The sequence below is a fragment of the Paenibacillus sp. HGH0039 genome (assembly GCF_000411255.1).
Taxonomy (GTDB): domain Bacteria; phylum Bacillota; class Bacilli; order Paenibacillales; family NBRC-103111; genus Paenibacillus_F.
Window position 1 is genome coordinate 450166 of sequence record NZ_KE150413.1, and the last position, 17467, is coordinate 467632.

17 protein-coding genes and 2 tRNA genes are annotated in these 17467 nt (G+C 53.4%); 17 read left to right on the forward strand and 2 right to left on the reverse strand.

Going from position 1 to position 17467, the window contains the following annotated elements:
* The 17 genes from rbsK (at position 1) to HMPREF1207_RS16400 (ending at position 15300) form a co-directional block, all read left to right on the forward strand.
* Positions 1–909, forward strand: coding sequence for a ribokinase (rbsK, locus tag HMPREF1207_RS16320; RefSeq protein ID WP_009672030.1), 909 nt, complete (start codon positions 1–3; stop codon positions 907–909).
* A 154-nt stretch (positions 910–1063) separates the two neighbouring features.
* A complete protein-coding gene (locus tag HMPREF1207_RS16325; RefSeq protein WP_009672195.1) occupies positions 1064–2575 on the forward strand; it encodes a sugar ABC transporter ATP-binding protein in 1512 nt (503 codons plus the stop codon).
* On the forward strand, positions 2572–3534 hold the full coding sequence (locus HMPREF1207_RS16330) for an ABC transporter permease (protein ID WP_009672027.1): 963 nt from the start codon (positions 2572–2574) through the stop codon (positions 3532–3534). The genes HMPREF1207_RS16325 and HMPREF1207_RS16330 overlap by 4 nt, the downstream gene beginning before the upstream one ends.
* Positions 3531–4475, forward strand: coding sequence for an ABC transporter permease (locus tag HMPREF1207_RS16335; RefSeq protein ID WP_009672043.1), 945 nt, complete (start codon positions 3531–3533; stop codon positions 4473–4475). Before HMPREF1207_RS16330 ends, HMPREF1207_RS16335 begins: the two co-directional genes overlap by 4 nt.
* 5 nt (positions 4476–4480) lie before the next feature.
* Positions 4481–5512 carry an autoinducer 2 ABC transporter substrate-binding protein gene (locus HMPREF1207_RS16340; protein ID WP_009672105.1) on the forward strand — a complete coding sequence of 344 codons (1032 nt, stop codon included), beginning with the start codon at positions 4481–4483 and terminating at the stop codon, positions 5510–5512.
* A gap of 27 nt (positions 5513–5539) precedes the next feature.
* The gene (locus HMPREF1207_RS16345; RefSeq protein ID WP_009672246.1) at positions 5540–6049 is read left to right on the forward strand and encodes an ureidoglycolate lyase; all 510 of its coding nucleotides are present in this window, start codon (positions 5540–5542) and stop codon (positions 6047–6049) included.
* Positions 6050–6138: 89 nt separating this feature from the next.
* On the forward strand, positions 6139–7449 hold the full coding sequence (locus HMPREF1207_RS16350) for an ArgE/DapE family deacylase (RefSeq protein WP_009672184.1): 1311 nt from the start codon (positions 6139–6141) through the stop codon (positions 7447–7449).
* Between the two features lie 2 nt (positions 7450–7451).
* Entirely contained in the window at positions 7452–8249 is a 798-nt protein-coding gene (locus tag HMPREF1207_RS16355; protein WP_009672120.1) for a glutamine amidotransferase, read from the forward strand.
* A gap of 498 nt (positions 8250–8747) precedes the next feature.
* Positions 8748–9722: a sugar kinase gene (locus tag HMPREF1207_RS16360; RefSeq protein ID WP_009672100.1), complete on the forward strand. Its 975-nt coding sequence runs from the start codon at positions 8748–8750 to the stop codon at positions 9720–9722.
* A 116-nt stretch (positions 9723–9838) separates the two neighbouring features.
* Positions 9839–10510: a bifunctional 2-keto-4-hydroxyglutarate aldolase/2-keto-3-deoxy-6-phosphogluconate aldolase gene (locus HMPREF1207_RS16365; protein WP_009672174.1), complete on the forward strand. Its 672-nt coding sequence runs from the start codon at positions 9839–9841 to the stop codon at positions 10508–10510.
* A 314-nt stretch (positions 10511–10824) separates the two neighbouring features.
* Positions 10825–10899, forward strand: a tRNA-Gly gene (locus HMPREF1207_RS16370).
* A 9-nt stretch (positions 10900–10908) separates the two neighbouring features.
* Positions 10909–10979 (forward strand) — tRNA-Gly (locus tag HMPREF1207_RS16375).
* Positions 10980–11175: 196 nt separating this feature from the next.
* A complete protein-coding gene (locus tag HMPREF1207_RS16380; protein WP_009672228.1) occupies positions 11176–11667 on the forward strand; it encodes a hypothetical protein in 492 nt (163 codons plus the stop codon).
* 159 nt (positions 11668–11826) lie between these two features.
* Complete coding sequence (locus tag HMPREF1207_RS16385; protein ID WP_009672222.1) at positions 11827–12588, forward strand: alpha/beta hydrolase; 762 nt, start codon at positions 11827–11829, stop codon at positions 12586–12588.
* 3 nt (positions 12589–12591) lie between these two features.
* Complete coding sequence (locus HMPREF1207_RS16390; RefSeq protein WP_009672146.1) at positions 12592–13044, forward strand: GtrA family protein; 453 nt, start codon at positions 12592–12594, stop codon at positions 13042–13044.
* A gap of 186 nt (positions 13045–13230) precedes the next feature.
* Complete coding sequence (locus HMPREF1207_RS16395; RefSeq protein WP_009672108.1) at positions 13231–14529, forward strand: MFS transporter; 1299 nt, start codon at positions 13231–13233, stop codon at positions 14527–14529.
* Between the two features lie 135 nt (positions 14530–14664).
* Positions 14665–15300: a serine/threonine protein kinase gene (locus HMPREF1207_RS16400; protein WP_009672165.1), complete on the forward strand. Its 636-nt coding sequence runs from the start codon at positions 14665–14667 to the stop codon at positions 15298–15300.
* 154 nt (positions 15301–15454) lie between these two features.
* On the opposite strand, the gene HMPREF1207_RS16405 is transcribed toward HMPREF1207_RS16400, so the two are convergent.
* Positions 15455–16384: an ABC transporter permease subunit gene (locus HMPREF1207_RS16405; RefSeq protein WP_009672236.1), complete on the reverse strand. Its 930-nt coding sequence runs from the start codon at positions 16382–16384 to the stop codon at positions 15455–15457.
* Positions 16377–17306: an ABC transporter ATP-binding protein gene (locus HMPREF1207_RS16410; RefSeq protein ID WP_009672176.1), complete on the reverse strand. Its 930-nt coding sequence runs from the start codon at positions 17304–17306 to the stop codon at positions 16377–16379. The genes HMPREF1207_RS16405 and HMPREF1207_RS16410 overlap by 8 nt, the downstream gene beginning before the upstream one ends.
* Positions 17307–17467 lie beyond the last annotated feature (161 nt).

Below are 17467 nucleotides of genomic sequence, written 5' to 3' on the forward strand. Positions count from 1 at the left end.
ATGGCGAAGATCTTGGTAGTGGGCAGCATGAATATGGACATCGTCACACAGGTTGAACGTCACCCGATTCCCGGCGAAACGATACAGGGCAACGAGACCCGTTTCTTCATTGGAGGCAAAGGGGCTAATCAGGCGGTTGCCGCTTCTCGCTCTGGAGTTTCGGTCGCTATGGCCGGTGGACTGGGCTTGGATTCATTTGGCGCCGACATACGCAGGGGATTGGCGGAGGATAAAATTAATCTTGATTATGTTGCCGATCAGCCCTGTATGACGGGGCTTGCCTTGATTACAGTAGATGAGGCTGGCGAGAACAACATTATATTATCCTCCGGCGCTAATGGAAGATATGGCACGGAAGAGATTGACCAATTGGATCTTTCAGGTTTTGACGTCATCTTGCTGCAAAATGAAATATCATCGGTAGCCAATCAAAGGGTGCTGGATAAAGCGGCAGAGAAGCATATTCCGGTATTTATGAATCCGGCTCCAATTGACGGGTTTGACCGGAGCCAACTGCGCAAGGTTGCTTTCCTCATTCTGAATGAGGTCGAGGCGGAGGTGCTGAGCGGCATACGTATTGAAGGAAGCAGCCAAGCGCTGGAGGCTGGGAAGAAATTGCTGAAAGACGGCATTCCTCATCTTATTATTACTTTGGGAAGCAAAGGGTCTATCTATATGGATCAATCGGGAAGTCAAATCACATTTCCCGCATTTTCAGTTGACGCAGTGGATACGACAGCGGCAGGAGACACCTTCATTGGAGCATTCGCAGCTAAATATGTAACGGGAGCGGAGCTGCATGATTGCCTGCGCTACGCGACAGCGGCATCGGCGCTGGCTGTAGCTCAACCAGGCGCTCAGAGCTCGATTCCGACAGATGATCAGGTACAGTCGTTTCTTACGGCATAGAACAATAGGTCAATAAGGCCGCTATAAAAAGGCAATATACGGGGTTTCTTTCCTGGAAAGGGACACCTGTAGTATCGTGCTTTGATGATTTAACGCTTAGTCTTGTTAAAGTTATCCAAAAAGCAGCTGGGTAAGGTGAATAGGAGGTCTAAAGATGAGGCATCCGGTTTTGACAATGGAAGGCATCAACAAAGAGTTCCCGGGGGTCAAAGCGTTATCCGATGTTAGCTTTGAGCTGTATCCGGGCGAAGTTCATGCGCTTATGGGGGAAAACGGAGCAGGAAAGTCTACACTGATGAAAATTTTGTCCGGCGTATATTCACCGACGCAAGGAACGATCAGACTTAAGGGCAAGGAAGTAACATTCGGCAACCCGCTTGATGCCCAACGGCAAGGCGTGTCCATTATCCATCAGGAATTCAATTTGTTTTCCAATCTGACAGCCGCGGAAAATATATTTATCGACCGCCCGGAAATGGTTGGCAGATTCGGACGGATACAATGGTCCAAAATGTATGACGAGGCGCAGCGTTTGGTTGATTCGATAGGAGGAGGGGAAATTGATGTCCGCAAGGAGGTCCGGCATCTCGGAGTCCACAGCCAGCAAGTAATCGAGATTGCGAAAGCGCTTTCTTTTAAGGCGGATGTGCTCATTATGGATGAACCGTCGGCGGCGCTCCCGGAAAACGAAGTGAAAAAAATGTTCGACGTGGTTAACCGGCTTCGGGCGCAAGGCGTTGCCATCGTGTATGTCTCGCACCGCATGAAGGAAATATTTGAAATTGCGGATAAGGTAACGGTATTGAGGGATGGAGCCAAGATTGATACCCGAGGAATCGAAGAGGTTACCGAACAGAACTTGATTCAAATGATGGTGGGCAAAGAGGTTGGCCAGTTATACCCGGTAAGAGAGCAGAAGCACGGACAAGAGGTTGTGCTGAAGGTGGAGCAGTTGTCGCTCGATTCCGCGCACCGTGTATCTTTTGAGCTGCGAAAGGGAGAGATCTTAGGGCTGTTCGGCGTTCCGGGTTCGGGCACGCATACGATTGCCGAGCGTTTATTCGGTCTAAGGCGGGGTACGGGTGACATCATTGTTCATGGCACAGCGGTGAAAATCAGTAGCCCGAGCCAGGCCAAAGCGAAGAAGATTGCTTACGTTCCGCCGGATCGTCACCGTCAAGGCATCATAAAACCGATGTCAATCCGGCAAAATCTATCGCTCCCGATGCTGCCCCAGCTTTCAAAGTACACGGTGCTGGACGAGGCGCGAATTAAAGAGATGAGCGGGGAGTATATGGAGAAGCTTCGGATTAAAGCACCCAGTGACGGACAAAGCGTAGATTTTCTGAGTGGCGGCAATCAGCAGAAGGTCGTGATTGGCAAATGGCTTGCAGCGAACCCAGATATTCTTATTCTGGAAGAGCCGACTCGGGGAGTTGACGTCGGAGCGAAGGCGGAGATCTACAATATTATTCATCAATTGGCCCAGGAAGGCTTGAGCATCCTGCTGATTTCGTCCGAAATGCCGGAGGTGATTGGTCTCAGCGATCGGATCTTGGTGCTATACAAAGGCACAATCGTTCATGAATTTGCACATGGTGAGGCAGACCAGGAACAATTGCTGCAGCGTGCTTCACATCCGCTCCCGGAAGGAGGCCTCTTATGAAACGCCTGCTAAATGTGCATGAAGCGCCTATTATCTTATTTACCATTCTCGTCACGCTGTTGTTTTCAATCATTTCACCTGACTTTTTGCAATTCGAAAATATAAGGCTGATTGTGGATCAGAACATCTCCATGTTTATTGTGGCGATAGGGATGACGATGGTCATTCTTCTGGGGGGCATGGATTTATCGGTCGGCTCCGTGCTGGCTGTGACAGCAACATCTGTCGGGTTGTTCCTCAGCCATGGCATTCATCCATGGCTTGCAGCCGCTATGGGGATATGCATCGGGGTGCTATGCGGCATGGTCAATGGCTATTTCATCGCTGTGAGGAAGATACCGGATATCATCGTCACCCTGGCTACCATGTACATCTTCAGGGGCATTGCGGTAGGCATCAGCGGGGGAACCTGGATGACGAACTTTCCGGAAGGATTTCGATTCTTCGAACAAGGATATTTGCTCGGTATTTCCTTTCCGCTGCTGACAGCCGTCATTCTCATAGCGGTCTTCATCTATTTAATGAAATTCACCCGCGTGGGCCGAAGAATCTACTCGATTGGAGGGAACGGTCCGGCAGCCAAGCTTGCGGGAATCAGCGTAGCCCGAACCAAGTTTAAGGTTTATGTATTAACCGGCTTGCTGGTCGGGATCGCCTCCGTTATCTTCGCAGCAAAGGTAGGAAGTGTGCAAGCCTCGACAGCAGGCAGCGGTTTGGCGTTTGAAGTCATGGCAGCCGTTCTTATCGGCGGAGGAAGTATATTCGGGGGCGTCGGTACTATAGCCGGAACGATGCTGGGTGTACTCTTTATGGGCATCGTTAAAAACGGGCTCATTATATCCAAGGTTTCTCCGTTCTGGGTTGATGCCGCAACTGGTTTTCTGATTATTCTGTCAATTGTTATTAACACGCTGCAGCGTATACGGCAAAACAAAGGAAAAGAGGGGGATTTGGTATGAGTGCATGGACAAGCCGGTTCCCGCTTAGGGAAAATAAGCTAATCGTTCAAATGCTGCTGTTGCTCGTCATTATCGTGCTGTTCAGCTTCTTGTCTCCCTATTTCCTGACCGTCAACAACTTTATGAATGTGCTGAACCAGATGGTTGAAGTAGGGTTGATCGCCATTCCGATGACCATGATCATCATATCCGGTGCGATGGATCTATCGGTTGGCTCCATTCTGGCTTTCTCCGCTGTATGTATGGGAGTCGCGTATGAGCGGGGGATCGATATATGGATCAGTATGATCATTGGACTGCTGGCCGGCTTGCTGTGCGGGGCCGTTAATGGCTATCTGATCGCGAGACACCGCATGCAGGCTATTGTCGTCACCATTGGCATGCTCGTGATGCTGCGGGGGCTGGTCTACGTGATCAATCAGGGGAGACCCATAAGCGGTTTTCCGGATGCTTTCTACTTTATGGGCCAGCAATATATCGGCGTTGTTCCGGTTAATGCGATTTTCCTTGTGGTGATGTTCCTGCTGGCCAGCTTTGTAATGAAAAAAACCAGATTCAGCACCTATGTGTACGGGATTGGCAACAATGAAGAGGTTGTCCGCTATTCCGGCATCTCGGTCGTACGCATCCGGTTTATCCTGTTTATGCTTAGCGGATTGTTTTCGGCCTTGGCGGGTATATTTCTGGTGTCGCGTCTGGCAAGCGCAGAGGCGACATCGGGTACCAATATAGAGCTGGACGTGATTACAGCGACTTTGATAGGAGGCACACATATTTTTGGGGGGAGGGGAAGTCTTTCAGGCACATTTGTCGGGCTGCTGATCATTGTGTTTTTGCGTAATGGTTTGAATCTGTTAGGTGTATCCGTGCTTTATCAGGCAGTCATTTTAGGAGCGCTGCTTCTGCTTGCTGTAGGAAATAAAAAATTCAATGGAGAGTGAAACCTATGAAAAAGCTAGCATTGACGTTACTGACGGGTGTATTGGCTCTGAATTTGGCAGCATGCGGAAGTACAAGCGGGAACCAAACGGATAACGGAGGCAAACCGAACCAGGGAGCTGCCGGCTCAAAAACTTACTTTATGAATCCAAAGTCCATCGGCCCTGCTTATTGGGCGGCGGCTGAAAAGGGTGCCAAGAAGGCGGCAGCCGATTTGAAGGTAGAAGTTCTGTTCAATGCGCCGACAGAGGCGGATTCCTCCAAGCAAATTAATATGATTCAGGATATGCTGACCCGCAAAGTAAGCGGCATCGGCGTATCGCCTAATGATGCGAAAGCGGTAGGCCCTGTGTTCAAAAAAGCGGCAGGTCAAGGCGTCAACATTGTGACTTGGGACAGCGATGCGCCGGGTACAGATCGCCAATATTATGTAGCTCCGGCCACTGACCAAGAAGTGGGGGAGCTTCTGGCCAAAACGATCGGAGAAGAAATCGGCGGCAAAGGACAGGTAGCGTTCATGGTAGCCGGTCTTGGCTCACAAAACCAGATTGCGAAATCCAATGCGGCTAAAGCCTATTTTACAGCCAAGTATCCGGATATTAAGGTCGTAACGACTGTTGCGAGCGACGACGATCAACAGAAGGCGTATGCCAATGCGCAAAACCTGCTTCAAACTTACCCTGATCTGAAAGGCATTATCGGATTTGCAGGCGGCGAACCTACGGCTGCTGCAGAGGTAGTAGAGCAAGCTGTAAAGGCAGGCACTTTAAAGAAAAACCAAGTTGCCATTACAGGCATTGCCGTGCCGAGCGTCGTGAAAAATTATATCAAGAACGGCACGATCAAAACGGATATTATTTGGGATCCGGGCAAGCTGGCTTATGTAACGGTCTATATTATGGATCAGCTGGCTCAAGGCAAGGAAATCAAGGACGGCATGGAGATTCCGACGATAGGGACTGTGAAAGTAAACGGACAAAGTGTGTTTATTGGCACGCTTGAAGTCACGAACGATAATGTGGACAGCTTTGATTTCTAATAACACCCCTGTTAGGAGGCGGCTTTAATGGAGTATAAGGTGCAGATAGAAGAGTTGACGGAGGAGGCTTTTGCTCCCTATGGCAAAGTAGTGGATATGCCGGCGATTGATCCCTCCAAATCCGGGGACGGGTGGGATTGCTGGAGCTACGTGCAAATGCTGGACGTATGGGAGCCAATCGGATTTGGCCTTGTGGTCACCAAGCGGCGCGAATTTGCCGTAACGGCAATGGAGAGGCATGTCAGCCGTGAAGAGCTGCTGCTTACCTTTGATCGTGAGATTGTACAGCCTGTAGCATTGTGCATGGACATCGACGATCCTGATGAAAGTCCTGACCCATCCACCGTCAAGTGCTTTCGAATTAAGCCTGGACAAGCTATCGTCATCCATCGGGGGGTCTGGCATAGTCCGGCTTACCCGGCTGCGGACGATGCCCGTTATATGTTCGGCATTGAGAAGAAGAAGGATAAATTCGGCGATGAAATGATTAATCCGTGGGTTGATTTTATTAACGGAAGCACCGTTCGATTCGAATAAGCGAGCAGGCATGGCTCCTGATACGCTTGCTTACGGCAGTTGCGGATTCATGCTGTATCAGGAGAGTGCAGCCAAAAGGAGAGAGAGAGATGAACCAAGAACAGAGAGTGATGGAATGGATCGAGAATCATCAAGGTGAAATTATTCATTTTTTACAGCAGCTCATTCAAATTCCGAGCGTCAACCCCTGGTTTTTCGAGGAACCGGCGCCATCCAAAGAGAAGGACCTTCAACAATTTATTGCCGGCAAGCTGGGGAAGCTCGGCGCGGACATCGAAATCTGGGAGCCCGTCGCCGATGAGCTGAAGCAATATGAAGGCATGGCAGGCTATTATCCAGGAAGAGATTTTACGGGCAGGCCCAATCTGGCGGCTACGTTTGGCAAAGGAACGGAAGGCAAGTCCATGCTCTTGTTTGGTCATATTGACGTCGTCATGGCAGGCTCAAGATGGACGGTCGATCCGTTCGAGGGCCAAGTTATCGATGGGAAGATGTACGGCCGCGGCACCGTTGATATGAAGGGCGGAGTCGCAGCCATGATTATGGCTGTCGAAGCCATACTTCGCAGCGGGTTTAAGCTTAAAGGGCCGGTTATCGTCGGTACGGTTGTCGATGAGGAAGCGGGAGGCATGGGGGCACTTGATTTTATCCACCATGGCTATCGAGCGGATGCTTGCATTTTAACGGAACCGACCTCGCTGACGATTGCCCCGCTTTGCCGCGGGATTTTATGGGGAAAAATCAAGATCCAAGGTCGCAGCGGCCATATTGAGATGCCGCAAGCGGATTGGCGGGACGGCGGCGCGGTTGATGCGGTTAAGAAAGCGAGATATATTCTGGAGCATCTGGACCGCTTGAATGAGAAATGGGCTGTCAGCAAGACCCATCCATACTTGTCGATCCCTTGTCAGGTGCATGTCGCTCAATTAAGCGCTGGGGAATACCCGACCTCCTTCGCGAATGAGGCGGAAATCGTATTCAATGCGCAATACTTGCCTTCGGAGCGGGACGAGAAGCTTGTAGGCGGCAAAGTAAAAAAGGAATTGACTGACTTTCTACGCGAGATATCGGAATCGGATCCTTGGCTTTGTGAGCATAAGCCGGAAATCGAATGGCTGGTGGATGCCGATTGTGCAGAAACGGATGTAGCACATCCCTTTGTTCAGACTTGTGTACAATCCTTGAAGGCCATTGGAGAGGAAGGCAAAATCGAAGGACTGGGCTTCCATACCGATATGGGCTGGCCGGTGAACGTAGGCATTCCTACCGTTAATTTTGGACCTGGCGACCCCAGCCTTGCCCATCATAGCGACGAATTTACACCTGTCGATGAAGTGATTCAAGCGGTCAAGATGATTGCCAAAACGATTGTGGACTGGTGTGAAATCGAGGAAGCGTAAAAATGGGAACAAGACGGCCTGTAGGTGTAGGGCCTGGTGATATAAAAAATACGGAGGTGCTTGAACTGATGAAGATCTTGTTTGTTGGCGAATCTTGGGTTGTGCATATGATTCATACGAAAGGTTATGACAGTTTTACCTCGACCAAGTACGAGGAGGGAGCAACCTATTTGCTGTCCTGTCTGCGTCAGGAGGGAATTGACGTCACCTACATGCCTGCGCATGAAGTGCAGGTACGCTTTCCTCAATCGCTGGAAGAGCTCAAAACCTATGATGCGATTGTGCTGAGTGACGTAGGTGCAAACACATTCCTGCTCCAAAATCCAACCTTCTATCAAATGCAAATCATTCCGAACGCCCTTGAGCTTGTGAAGCAGTATGTCGCTGAAGGAGGTGGCCTGCTGATGGTTGGCGGTTACCTGACCTTCATGGGGATAGAAGGAAAAGCCAATTATAGAAATACGATATTGGCCGATGTGCTGCCGGTTGTCATGATGGATAAAGATGATCGGGTAGAGATGCCGAGCGGCTTCTCGCCTGTCGTATCGCAGCCGCATCCATTGGTAAACGATTTGGGAGAATGGCCTAGGCTGCTAGGTTATAATAAGTTGTCCGCTAAGCCGGGAGCAAAGGAACTGCTAAGCCATGAAGGCGATGCTATTCTGACGCTTGGAACTTATGGCCAGGGAAAGACGGCGGCGTTTGCAAGCGATTGTTCGCCGCACTGGGGATCGTTGGAGTTTATGAATTGGGAGCACTATTCGGCCTTTTGGTCCAAGCTTATTAAGTATCTGAAATAATGGAGCAGTGAACATTCCCATACGCCAAAACAGAACCTGCTGGCTCGAGGCTAGCAGGTTCTAGTGGTGTAACAGCCGTGGAGGTTCGAGTCCTCTCGTCCGCATCACGCATCAACAACGAAGAAAGCCTTGAGCAATCAAGGCTTTTTTTGTTTTTTTATTAAAGAGCAGGAATGTGGCAAAGAGGTTTTTTTTGTTCGTTTTCGTTTGAATGAACATTTTCATACCTAAAAGGAAGTCGTTTCTGCTATAATGAAGAGGGAACGGATTCTTCTTAATTAACCAATCCGAACCGGAGCTTAGCTTTCTCCGATGACGGATTCAAGGATGAGATACAAACCTGTACGGAGTGATCCCATAAGGAAAAGTTTTTTCTGCGCATGATAGTGCGGACAAGGGATCGTTTTTCAGGGAAATAAAGGAAGCTAGCATGGGCCGGGTGCCGCCTGCGGACGATGCCTGAGCCTGCGAGAATCTAACGGTCGAGGTGGATGAACGATGGAGCAAGGCAATGTGCAGTCCCCTATTTATCCGGATGTGGTGACTTTCGGGGAGTCGATGGCTCTACTGATGCCGGATTCGGGAAAAGGAATTGAATATTCACCGCAGCTGACCGCTTCGTTCGGCGGGGCCGAAAGCAATGTGGCGATCGGTCTTGCACGGCTCGGGCATCGTGTCGGGTGGTTCGGACGCCTGGGGAAAGACCCTTTCGGCCGGATGGTGCTCAAAAAAATACGCGGCGAAGGCGTGGACGTCTCCAGGGCCGTGTTATCGTCCGAGGCGCCGACGGGTTTGATGCTGCGGGAAGCGGTATCGGGCAAAGCCTCTGTCTACTACTACCGCAAAAATTCGGCCATGAGTCTGATGAAGCCGGGCGATCTCGATGAAGATTATATAGCCGGGGCCAAAATTCTGCATGTAACCGGCATTACGCCCGCGCTAAGCGATAGCTGCAAAGAAGCGGTGATCGCCGCCGTCCGCACGGCCAAAAGGCATGGGGTGAAAGTCTGCTTCGATCCGAACCTGCGGCTTAAGCTCTGGGGGATCGGGGAAGCCAGAGAGACTTTGCTGGCCCTGGCGGAGGAGGCCGATTATTTTCTTCCGGGTCTGGATGAGCTTCAGCTCCTTTACGAAACGGAGGATTTCGACGGGATTGTCGAAAAGCTGAGCAAGCTTCGTGCCGTGACCGTGCTTAAAGGCGGCAACGATGAAACATTCCTGATCGAAGGCGGCCGCGTGTCCTCCGTTCCTTTTGTCAAAGCGGAGCGGGTGGTCGATACGATTGGAGCAGGGGACGGCTTCTGTGCAGGCTTCCTGTCCGGCATTCTGCAGGGGAAGAGCCACCTGGAAGCGGTGGAGCTGGGCAGTCTGCTCGGTTCGCTGGTCGTTCAGGCTCCGGGAGACTGGGAAGGCCTGCCGACGCGTGAGGAAGTCGATGCCGTGCTTCAGGGAAGCCGTCATATCGAGCGCTGAGTTGTCTTGCCGTTAAGTCTGATTGAGGTTCATACGGCGAATCAGATAGAAGGCGTATCCGCCGCCTCTTACTTGCGGAAACTGATTTTACCGACAGAGAGAGGATGAACTGACCCATGAAAAAAATACAGCTGATTCAAAAAATTACGGAACAGGGCGTAGTCGCCGTTCTGAGAGGCAAAACGCCGGACGAAGTCGTCGAAGCCGCCGAACGGGCCATCGAAGGCGGCATCAAAGTCATCGAAGTGACGATGACGGTGCCTTTTGCGCTCCAAGCCATTGAAAAGCTGGCCAATACATACAGCAGCACGGCACAGGACGCCTCCAAATTCGCTATTATCGGCGTAGGTACCGTTCTGGACCCGGAAACGGCGAGAGCGGCCATTCTGAGCGGCTCGGAGTTCGTGGTGGGGCCTTCCCTGAATCCGGCGACCGTGGCGCTCTGCAACCGGTACCGCGTGCCGGTAATGCCGGGCACGATGACCGTCAAAGAGATCCAGGAAGCGCTGGAGCTCGGCGTGGATATCGTGAAGCTGTTCCCGGGCAACTTGTACGAGCCGTCCGTGATCAAGGCCATCAAGGGGCCTCTGCCGCAGGCAAACATCATGCCGACTGGGGGCGTATCCCTGGACAATCTGGCCGATTGGATCAAAGCGGGTGCCGTCGCCGTCGGGATCGGATCGGATCTGACGACGGAGGCGTCCAAAACCGGCGATTTCAGCCTAATTGCGAAGAAAGCGGCCCAGTACACGCAGGCTTTCAAGGAGGCTAAAGCGGCTCTTTCCTGAGCGCAGCGGACGAGGCGGACGTTCGGTGTGTGATTGACCACCGCGTCTTATGCGACCCACACCGCGCACTGGGAGCTGCGCGCGGTTTGAAAAGAGAAGAGGGCAATTGGCTAGGCGAGCCATTCAGGTAAAGAGGAAGGATCGGAGAAGACTACTCCGGTCCTTCTTTTTATGTGCGGAAATGAGGGTTTTTCCTTGTTTATAGGGGATGTAAAAAATTGGATTGAAATTTGAGTAGAAAAAGGATTGAGTTTTCATGAATTATTTGTTATGATATCTCTTGTCGATTCGGAAATGTTTCGAACGAAAAGTTTGCGGAAGTGGCTCAGCGGTAGAGCATCGCCTTGCCAAGGCGAGGGTCGCGGGTTCGATTCCCGTCTTCCGCTCCAAACACCTTTGCGGGTGTAGTTCAATGGTAGAACTCCAGCCTTCCAAGCTGGTAGCGTGGGTTCGATTCCCATCACCCGCTTACAAGATTCAGAAAAAGCAGTCTCCTTTACGGAGGCTGCTTTTTTTTGTGGCCGCGATGGATACAGCGTCCGGCCCTACTAGAACCAGGAATAGCGATACCCGGCTTTTACATTGCCTTCCATCCTTCTACCGATTATGCAACATTTATCGCCTCACACCGTTTAACTGGGTAAGAAAGGTACAGGGGGTGTCTTATGCGTCGGAATAAATGGATAGGGCTATCCAGCGGACTCGTTATATTAGCTATGGCTGTGGCCGGGGCCGCCTCGCTTTGGCGGCCTTCAGCCGAGCTTACCCCGGAGAAAGTGGTTCTCAACTGGAATGGCCGCATCAACGAGGTGCCGCAAGCGGATTCCCGCTATCAACGTCTGATAGACGATGCCGAGAAAGTGATAGAATCTACCGGGAAGGGGCCCTGCAAGTGTACGGCTGAACTGACCGGGGATGTGCCGGACAAGCCCGGGCTGCTTCTTATGCTGCCGCCCGGTCAGTCGGTCCGCATTAGGAAGGAGTTTCCGGTCGCCACGGCGGTCCATGATGTCCGCAGGCTCTACGTACCGTTTCAAGACGGCGGAGATTCTCCCCGAATGGAGTTAGACGGCGGGGTATATGAAGTGGGCAGAGAGAGCCTGGATGCCCTTAAAAAGACCGCCGCCGAGGCTGCCGGAAACTTAACCGGGGGATAAGGTAGGCCGGGAAGCGGAGCTGTGATACGATAGGCGTTGAAGAAGACGGAAACGGCCGGAGAAGGACAGCGGACATCCATTGGTTCGGATCGGCAAAGCGGAGATGGCCCGGAACGGAGAGAAGACGATTTTCTCTGGACGGATTCAAGGAGGCGGAGAATGACTGGAAAAAGACGATCGCGCGGCAGAAAGTGGCTTCTGGCGCTGGCGATCTTTATACTCGCCGCCGGAATTGCGGCGGCGTTCTATCTGCGGCCGTACGGGCCGGACCGCACGGCGGTCGAAGCCATGCGAAGCGGTGGCGGCGTTACCGTTACAGACAGCAAGGATGTAACGGTCTACGAAGGCGCAGAGCCGAAGGAGCCGGGCGTGATCTTCTACCCGGGCGGCCTGGTGAAGCCGGAGAGCTACGCGCCTCTGGCCCGGGAGCTGGCTCAGCGCGGGCACCGCACGGTGGTCGTCAAAATGCCGCTGAATTTGGCGGTATTGGGAGGCGGCCGTGCCTCGGAAGTGATAGCGGCCCGTCCCGGGGAGTCCTTCGTCATCGGAGGGCACTCGCTCGGCGGCGTGATGGCGGCCCGTTATGCGGCGGAGCATCCGGAAGGGCTGCGGGGCGTGTTTTTCCTGGCGTCGTACGCCGATGACAAAGGAAGCCTCCGGGACAAAGGGCTTCCGGTTCTCTCCGTGACCGGTTCGGAGGACGGCGTTCTGAACCGCGACAGCTTCGAGAAGAACAAGAAGAACCTGCCACAGGACGCCAAGCTTTTGACCCTGCCGGGAGGCAACCACGGCCAATTCGGCAGTTACGGCCCTCAGAAGGGCGACCATGCGGCTTCGATCTCACCGGAGGAACAGACTCGCCGGACGGCCGAAGCGATTACCGACTGGATGACCGGAATCCGGGAGAAGGGGAAGAACTGACACGTGACAAACGATAACAACGGGCAAAAAAAGCGGCTTAACCCGGAAATGCTCCGCCTGCTCCGCTTCGGGGCAGTAGGGGTCGGCAATACGGCGGTGGACTGGGCCGTGTTCTGGCTGCTGTTCTCGGGTCTGCACCTGCATTACGGAGCGGCTCAGACGGTCTCGTACTTGTGCGGAACCTTGAACAGCTACCTCTGGAACCGGAAATGGACGTTTGCCAGCAAAGAACCGGTGCGGGTATCGGAGGCATTGAAGTTCCTGATGGTCAACGGACTGTGTCTGGGGCTGTCCTATCTGCTGCTCTATGTATGCAGCGATGTGCTGGGATGGAACATGCTGCTTAGCAAGCTGACGGTGACGGTTCTGCTGCTTCTGGTGAATTACGCCGCCAGTAAATGGTGGGTTTTCGCCCCGGGCGAAAAGCGCAAGGAAGGCGAATCATTTGAGCCTTAATTCGGACAGAAAATTCGCCGGATTTTAGACCAGACGACGGAGGATTTTTGCAGTATAATGGACCTGAACTTCTGTAACGGATAAAAGATTTCTTCTTTTGTCCGTCTTCTTTTACCCAACGCGTAAGCGCAACCATTTTGCTGACGAAGCCGGAAAACAGCACCGGCTCAAAGGAGAGCTACCGACGTGCAGGCCAAGACCCGCTCCTGGAACCGTTTTACCCCGACCCGTAAACATCTTTGGATCGCGACTCTCGAAGGGGCTCCGGCCACGGTAGTTCAAACCCTTCTCAACGGTCCGTTCCTGACGGGTTATTTGCTTTATCTCGGCGCAACGTCCGCACAGATCGGACTTGTGCTCGCCATGACGACGATCGTGAACGCCGGTCAGATCCTGATGGCTTTTTTCATGCAGAGATGGAAAAACCGGAAGCTGCAGATTCTCATCTTCGGAGGGCTTCACCGGATTCTGTGGGCGGCAACGGGATTGATTCCGCTATTGCTGGACCGTGATTTGTGGATTCCGGCTTACATCGCCTTGTATACGTCGGCTTTTCTTTCGAACGCCTTCGGGGGTGTGGTCTGGTCCACGCTGATGGCGGATATGGTGCCGTCTTCGGTGAGGGCCCGTTATTTCGGCATCCGGAACATGATGCTGAACGCTCTCGGAGCTCTGTGCCTGTTTGCGGGCGGACAAATACTCGACAAGCTCGGTAACGAAGCGGGATTTGAGGTTCTTTACCTGGTGATCGGCACGGCTGCTGTGCTCAATGTAATCGCTTACCTATTTTATCCGAATCCGCCCTTCGAGCCTTCCGCGGAAAGCGGGCTCCTGCCCATGCTTACGCGCCCTATGAAAGATACTTCGTATATCAGGGCGACGGCGTTCCTGTCGTTCTGGCTGTTTTTGCAGGGGATTGCGGTGCCGCTCTTCTCATATGTCATGTTGAAGCTGCTGCAGATAAGCTATGAGACGATTTCCGTGCTGACGGTGCTGCAGACGGCCGTGATGATGATTTCTTTCTACGTCTGGGGAAATCTTAACGCGCGGTGGAGCAACCGGCGGCTTCTGTTCTGGACGCTCCCGCTTCTGTCGCTGTCGTGTCTGCTGTGGGGGATGCTCGCCTGGCTACCGGCCCTTCCGGTGCTGATTGCGGTTCACATCCTGCTTGGAGCGGGGACCGGAGGATTCAACCAACTGGCTTTCAATTTCATTATCGGGGATACGCCGAGGGGCGAGCGGCCGATGTTTATCGCCATGTACAACACCTTGACGGGACTGGCGGCTTTCCTGGGGCCTCTGCTCGGGGGCATGCTGTACGAAAAGGCGGAAGGGCTGCCGCTCTGGGTTCAGCAGTACGGAATTGCCGCAGGAACGGGAACGGTTATGCTCGTCCTGGCTCTGACCCTGGGGCGCAGAGTGCTGCTGGAGCGGCAGAGCCGCAGGAAAAAGACGGAGACGCCGGATAAAAGCATGCCGGTTTAGCTCCGCACATACGGCCTTGGACCGGAAGAGTGCGGCGCGCCGTGCTCTTTTTTTGTTTACGGAAGCGGAAGGTCCATTGTATCGGCACCCGGAACCCTCTACAATAAGAGCATAAGAACTCGTTGGGAGACTAAAATGGAAGCATGGATACAAAAGATCGAACGGGAGCTTCTGCCCGGCCTCGACTTTGAAAGCGAAAATCCCTATGACCCCGTCGTGGTACATAAACTTCCCGCCCCCTGGCAGTTAGTCGGTGCGGGCAATTACGCGGCTGTCGTCTCGCATCCGGACATGCCCGGGCTGGTCGTTAAAGTATACGCCCCCGGAAGAGACGGCTGGGAAGACGAGGTCGAAGTCTACCGCAAGCTGGGCGAGCACCCCGCTTACTCCCGCTGCCATTATGCGAAAAAGCCCTATCTCATCCTGAAACGGATGAACGGGAGGACGCTGTACGATTGCATCCGTTCGGGGATACGGATACCGGAGCGGGTCATTCTCGATATCGAAGAAGCGTGTGAATATGCGCGCAGGCTGGGTCTGGTACCGCAGGATCTGCATGCCAAGAATGTCATGATGGAAGACGGACGGGGAAAAGTGCTGGATGTTTCCGATTTTCTGGACGACACGCCGGATACGATGTGGGAGGATATGAAGAAAGCCTACTACCGCCTGTATCTGCCGCTTCTGTCCAAGCACCCCATCCCGATGCCGGACACGCTTCTGAACGGCGTACGCAAAAGCTACCGCTGGCTCCGGCGCAATTCCTCTTAGGAGGAAGCGGGATACAGCCGGACGCCCGGCATACGAAAAAGCCGCACCCTTAACAAACGGGTGCGGCTTTTTTGGCTCCGTGGCGGAGGCCAGGGTCCGCGTCAGCGGCCGGCAGCGAAGGCTGCGTGGGCTTTTTCCATGGAAGAATAGGAGCTTACATGACGTCCCGGCGGCGGAACACCGTCCAGGTGAGTACGTTAAAGACGATAAAGTAAGCGGCCAGCACGAGGATCGAGAAGGTCATCGTCATGCCCGGAACAAGAGGCTGGCCGTGCAGGTAGCGGGTCAAATCCATGTTGGAGAACAACAGGTATTTGCTCCAGTCGTACCGGCTCAGAATCATGCTGACCGTGTTGCCCAGGAACATGATGCAGAGCGAGATCCCGATCGCAAGCGAGTTGCTGCGGAACAAGGTGGAGATCATGAAGGCGAGCGTGACGATCATGATCAGCTCCACGCATTTGAACCCGTAGGTGCTCAGCATGTCGGTGATGATGTTTTTCTCGACGATGGCTCCCATGCTGTTCAGCTCCAGAACGGTCGGGCTTGTTCCCGCGCCTCCGTAAAGCACCAGGTTAATGACAAGGGCCGAAGCGAATAACACGAGCAGCATGAAGATGGAGAACTGGAAGCCTGCCGCGTATTTGGCGAACACGATCTTCGATCTCGATACGGGCCGGATCAGCAGCAGCTTGATCGTTCCGCTCGAGAATTCGCCGGACATGGCGTCGGCGGAGACGACCACGGTGAAGACGGTAATGACCGCGATCAGGCTGGACATGGAGCCGACGGCTTGCCATACGGCAGCCTGATTCGGTGATATATCCCGGTTCAGATGTTCCTGGGCCAGCTTGATCTGCTGATCCAGATCGGCCGCGTTGTCCGGGAAGTCCGCTTTGGTCTTCTCCAATTGCTCGATGCGCTGAGTCTGTGCCTGACGCCAGTCCGCGCTGTTCATGCCTCTGGAGTCGTAGTGGATCAGGAACGAAATCAGCCCCACCAGTCCGACAAGCAGAATGACCATAATCCAAGTTGTCAGCCGGCGGTAAATTTTCATATTTTCATTACGAATGAGGTTAAGCAATTTGATCACTTCCCGTTATCTGCAAGAATTTGTCTTCGAGCGATTGCGTGAGCGGCTTCATCGCGTACAGGCGAAGACCCGCCTGGATGAGCAGAGCGCCGATGTCGGCGGCTCTTTCGCGTCCGATCGTGAGCTCGATGCCGTTCGGATGCGGAGTCACGTGCAGGTGCGGATCAATTTCCTGCACCACAGCCTGCGCCGTCGCCGGATCGTTAACTTCGAAGAAGTAGGACGTCTCCTTCGGCGCAGCCCCTTCTCCGCGCAGATCCTGCACGTCGACGAGCTTGCCCTGCTGGATGATGGCGACACGGTCGCACATCAGCTCCATCTCCGACAGCAGGTGACTGGAGACGACGATGGCGATGCCTTCTTCGCGGGCCAGCCGGCGAAGGTAGTCGCGCAGCTCCCGGATGCCTGCCGGGTCGAGACCGTTCGTCGGCTCGTCGAGAATGAGCAGGGACGGCCGGTGCAGCAGGGCCTGAGCGACGCCGAGCCGCTGGCGCATGCCGAGCGAGTAGGTTTTGACCTTCTCTTTGATGCGGTTTTTCAGCCCGACCAGCTCGACGACTTCGTCGATTCTCGACTGCGGGATGCCGCCCGGAAACATGCGGGCGTAATGCACGAGGTTGTTCTGCCCCGAGAGGAATTTGTACATCTCGGGATTCTCCACAATGGCGCCCACGTGCTTGATGGCGTCTTCGAAGCGGTTCTGGATCGACTGTCCGTGGATCACGATGTCGCCTTTGTTCATTTTCATCAGACCGACGATCATGCGGATCAGCGTCGTTTTACCGGCCCCGTTCGGTCCCAGAAATCCGAAGACTTCGCCGGGATACACTTCGAAAGACAGGTCCTGGATAATCTTTTTCCCGCGTATCGTCTTGTTGACGCCGCGTATTTCCAATACGGGTTGATTGTTCATTTTTTTTCTCTACCTCCAAAAAATCCGTAATCCGTTATCACTCGTGCAGTGCTCTCGGTTTCTCATTATATAGACCGTTCGTGTCCGGTCACACCGACTCAGGTCTAGGTTTGCTGCCCGACCTTGGTACAAAAAAGTCCCCGACCCCGCTCGACCAAATG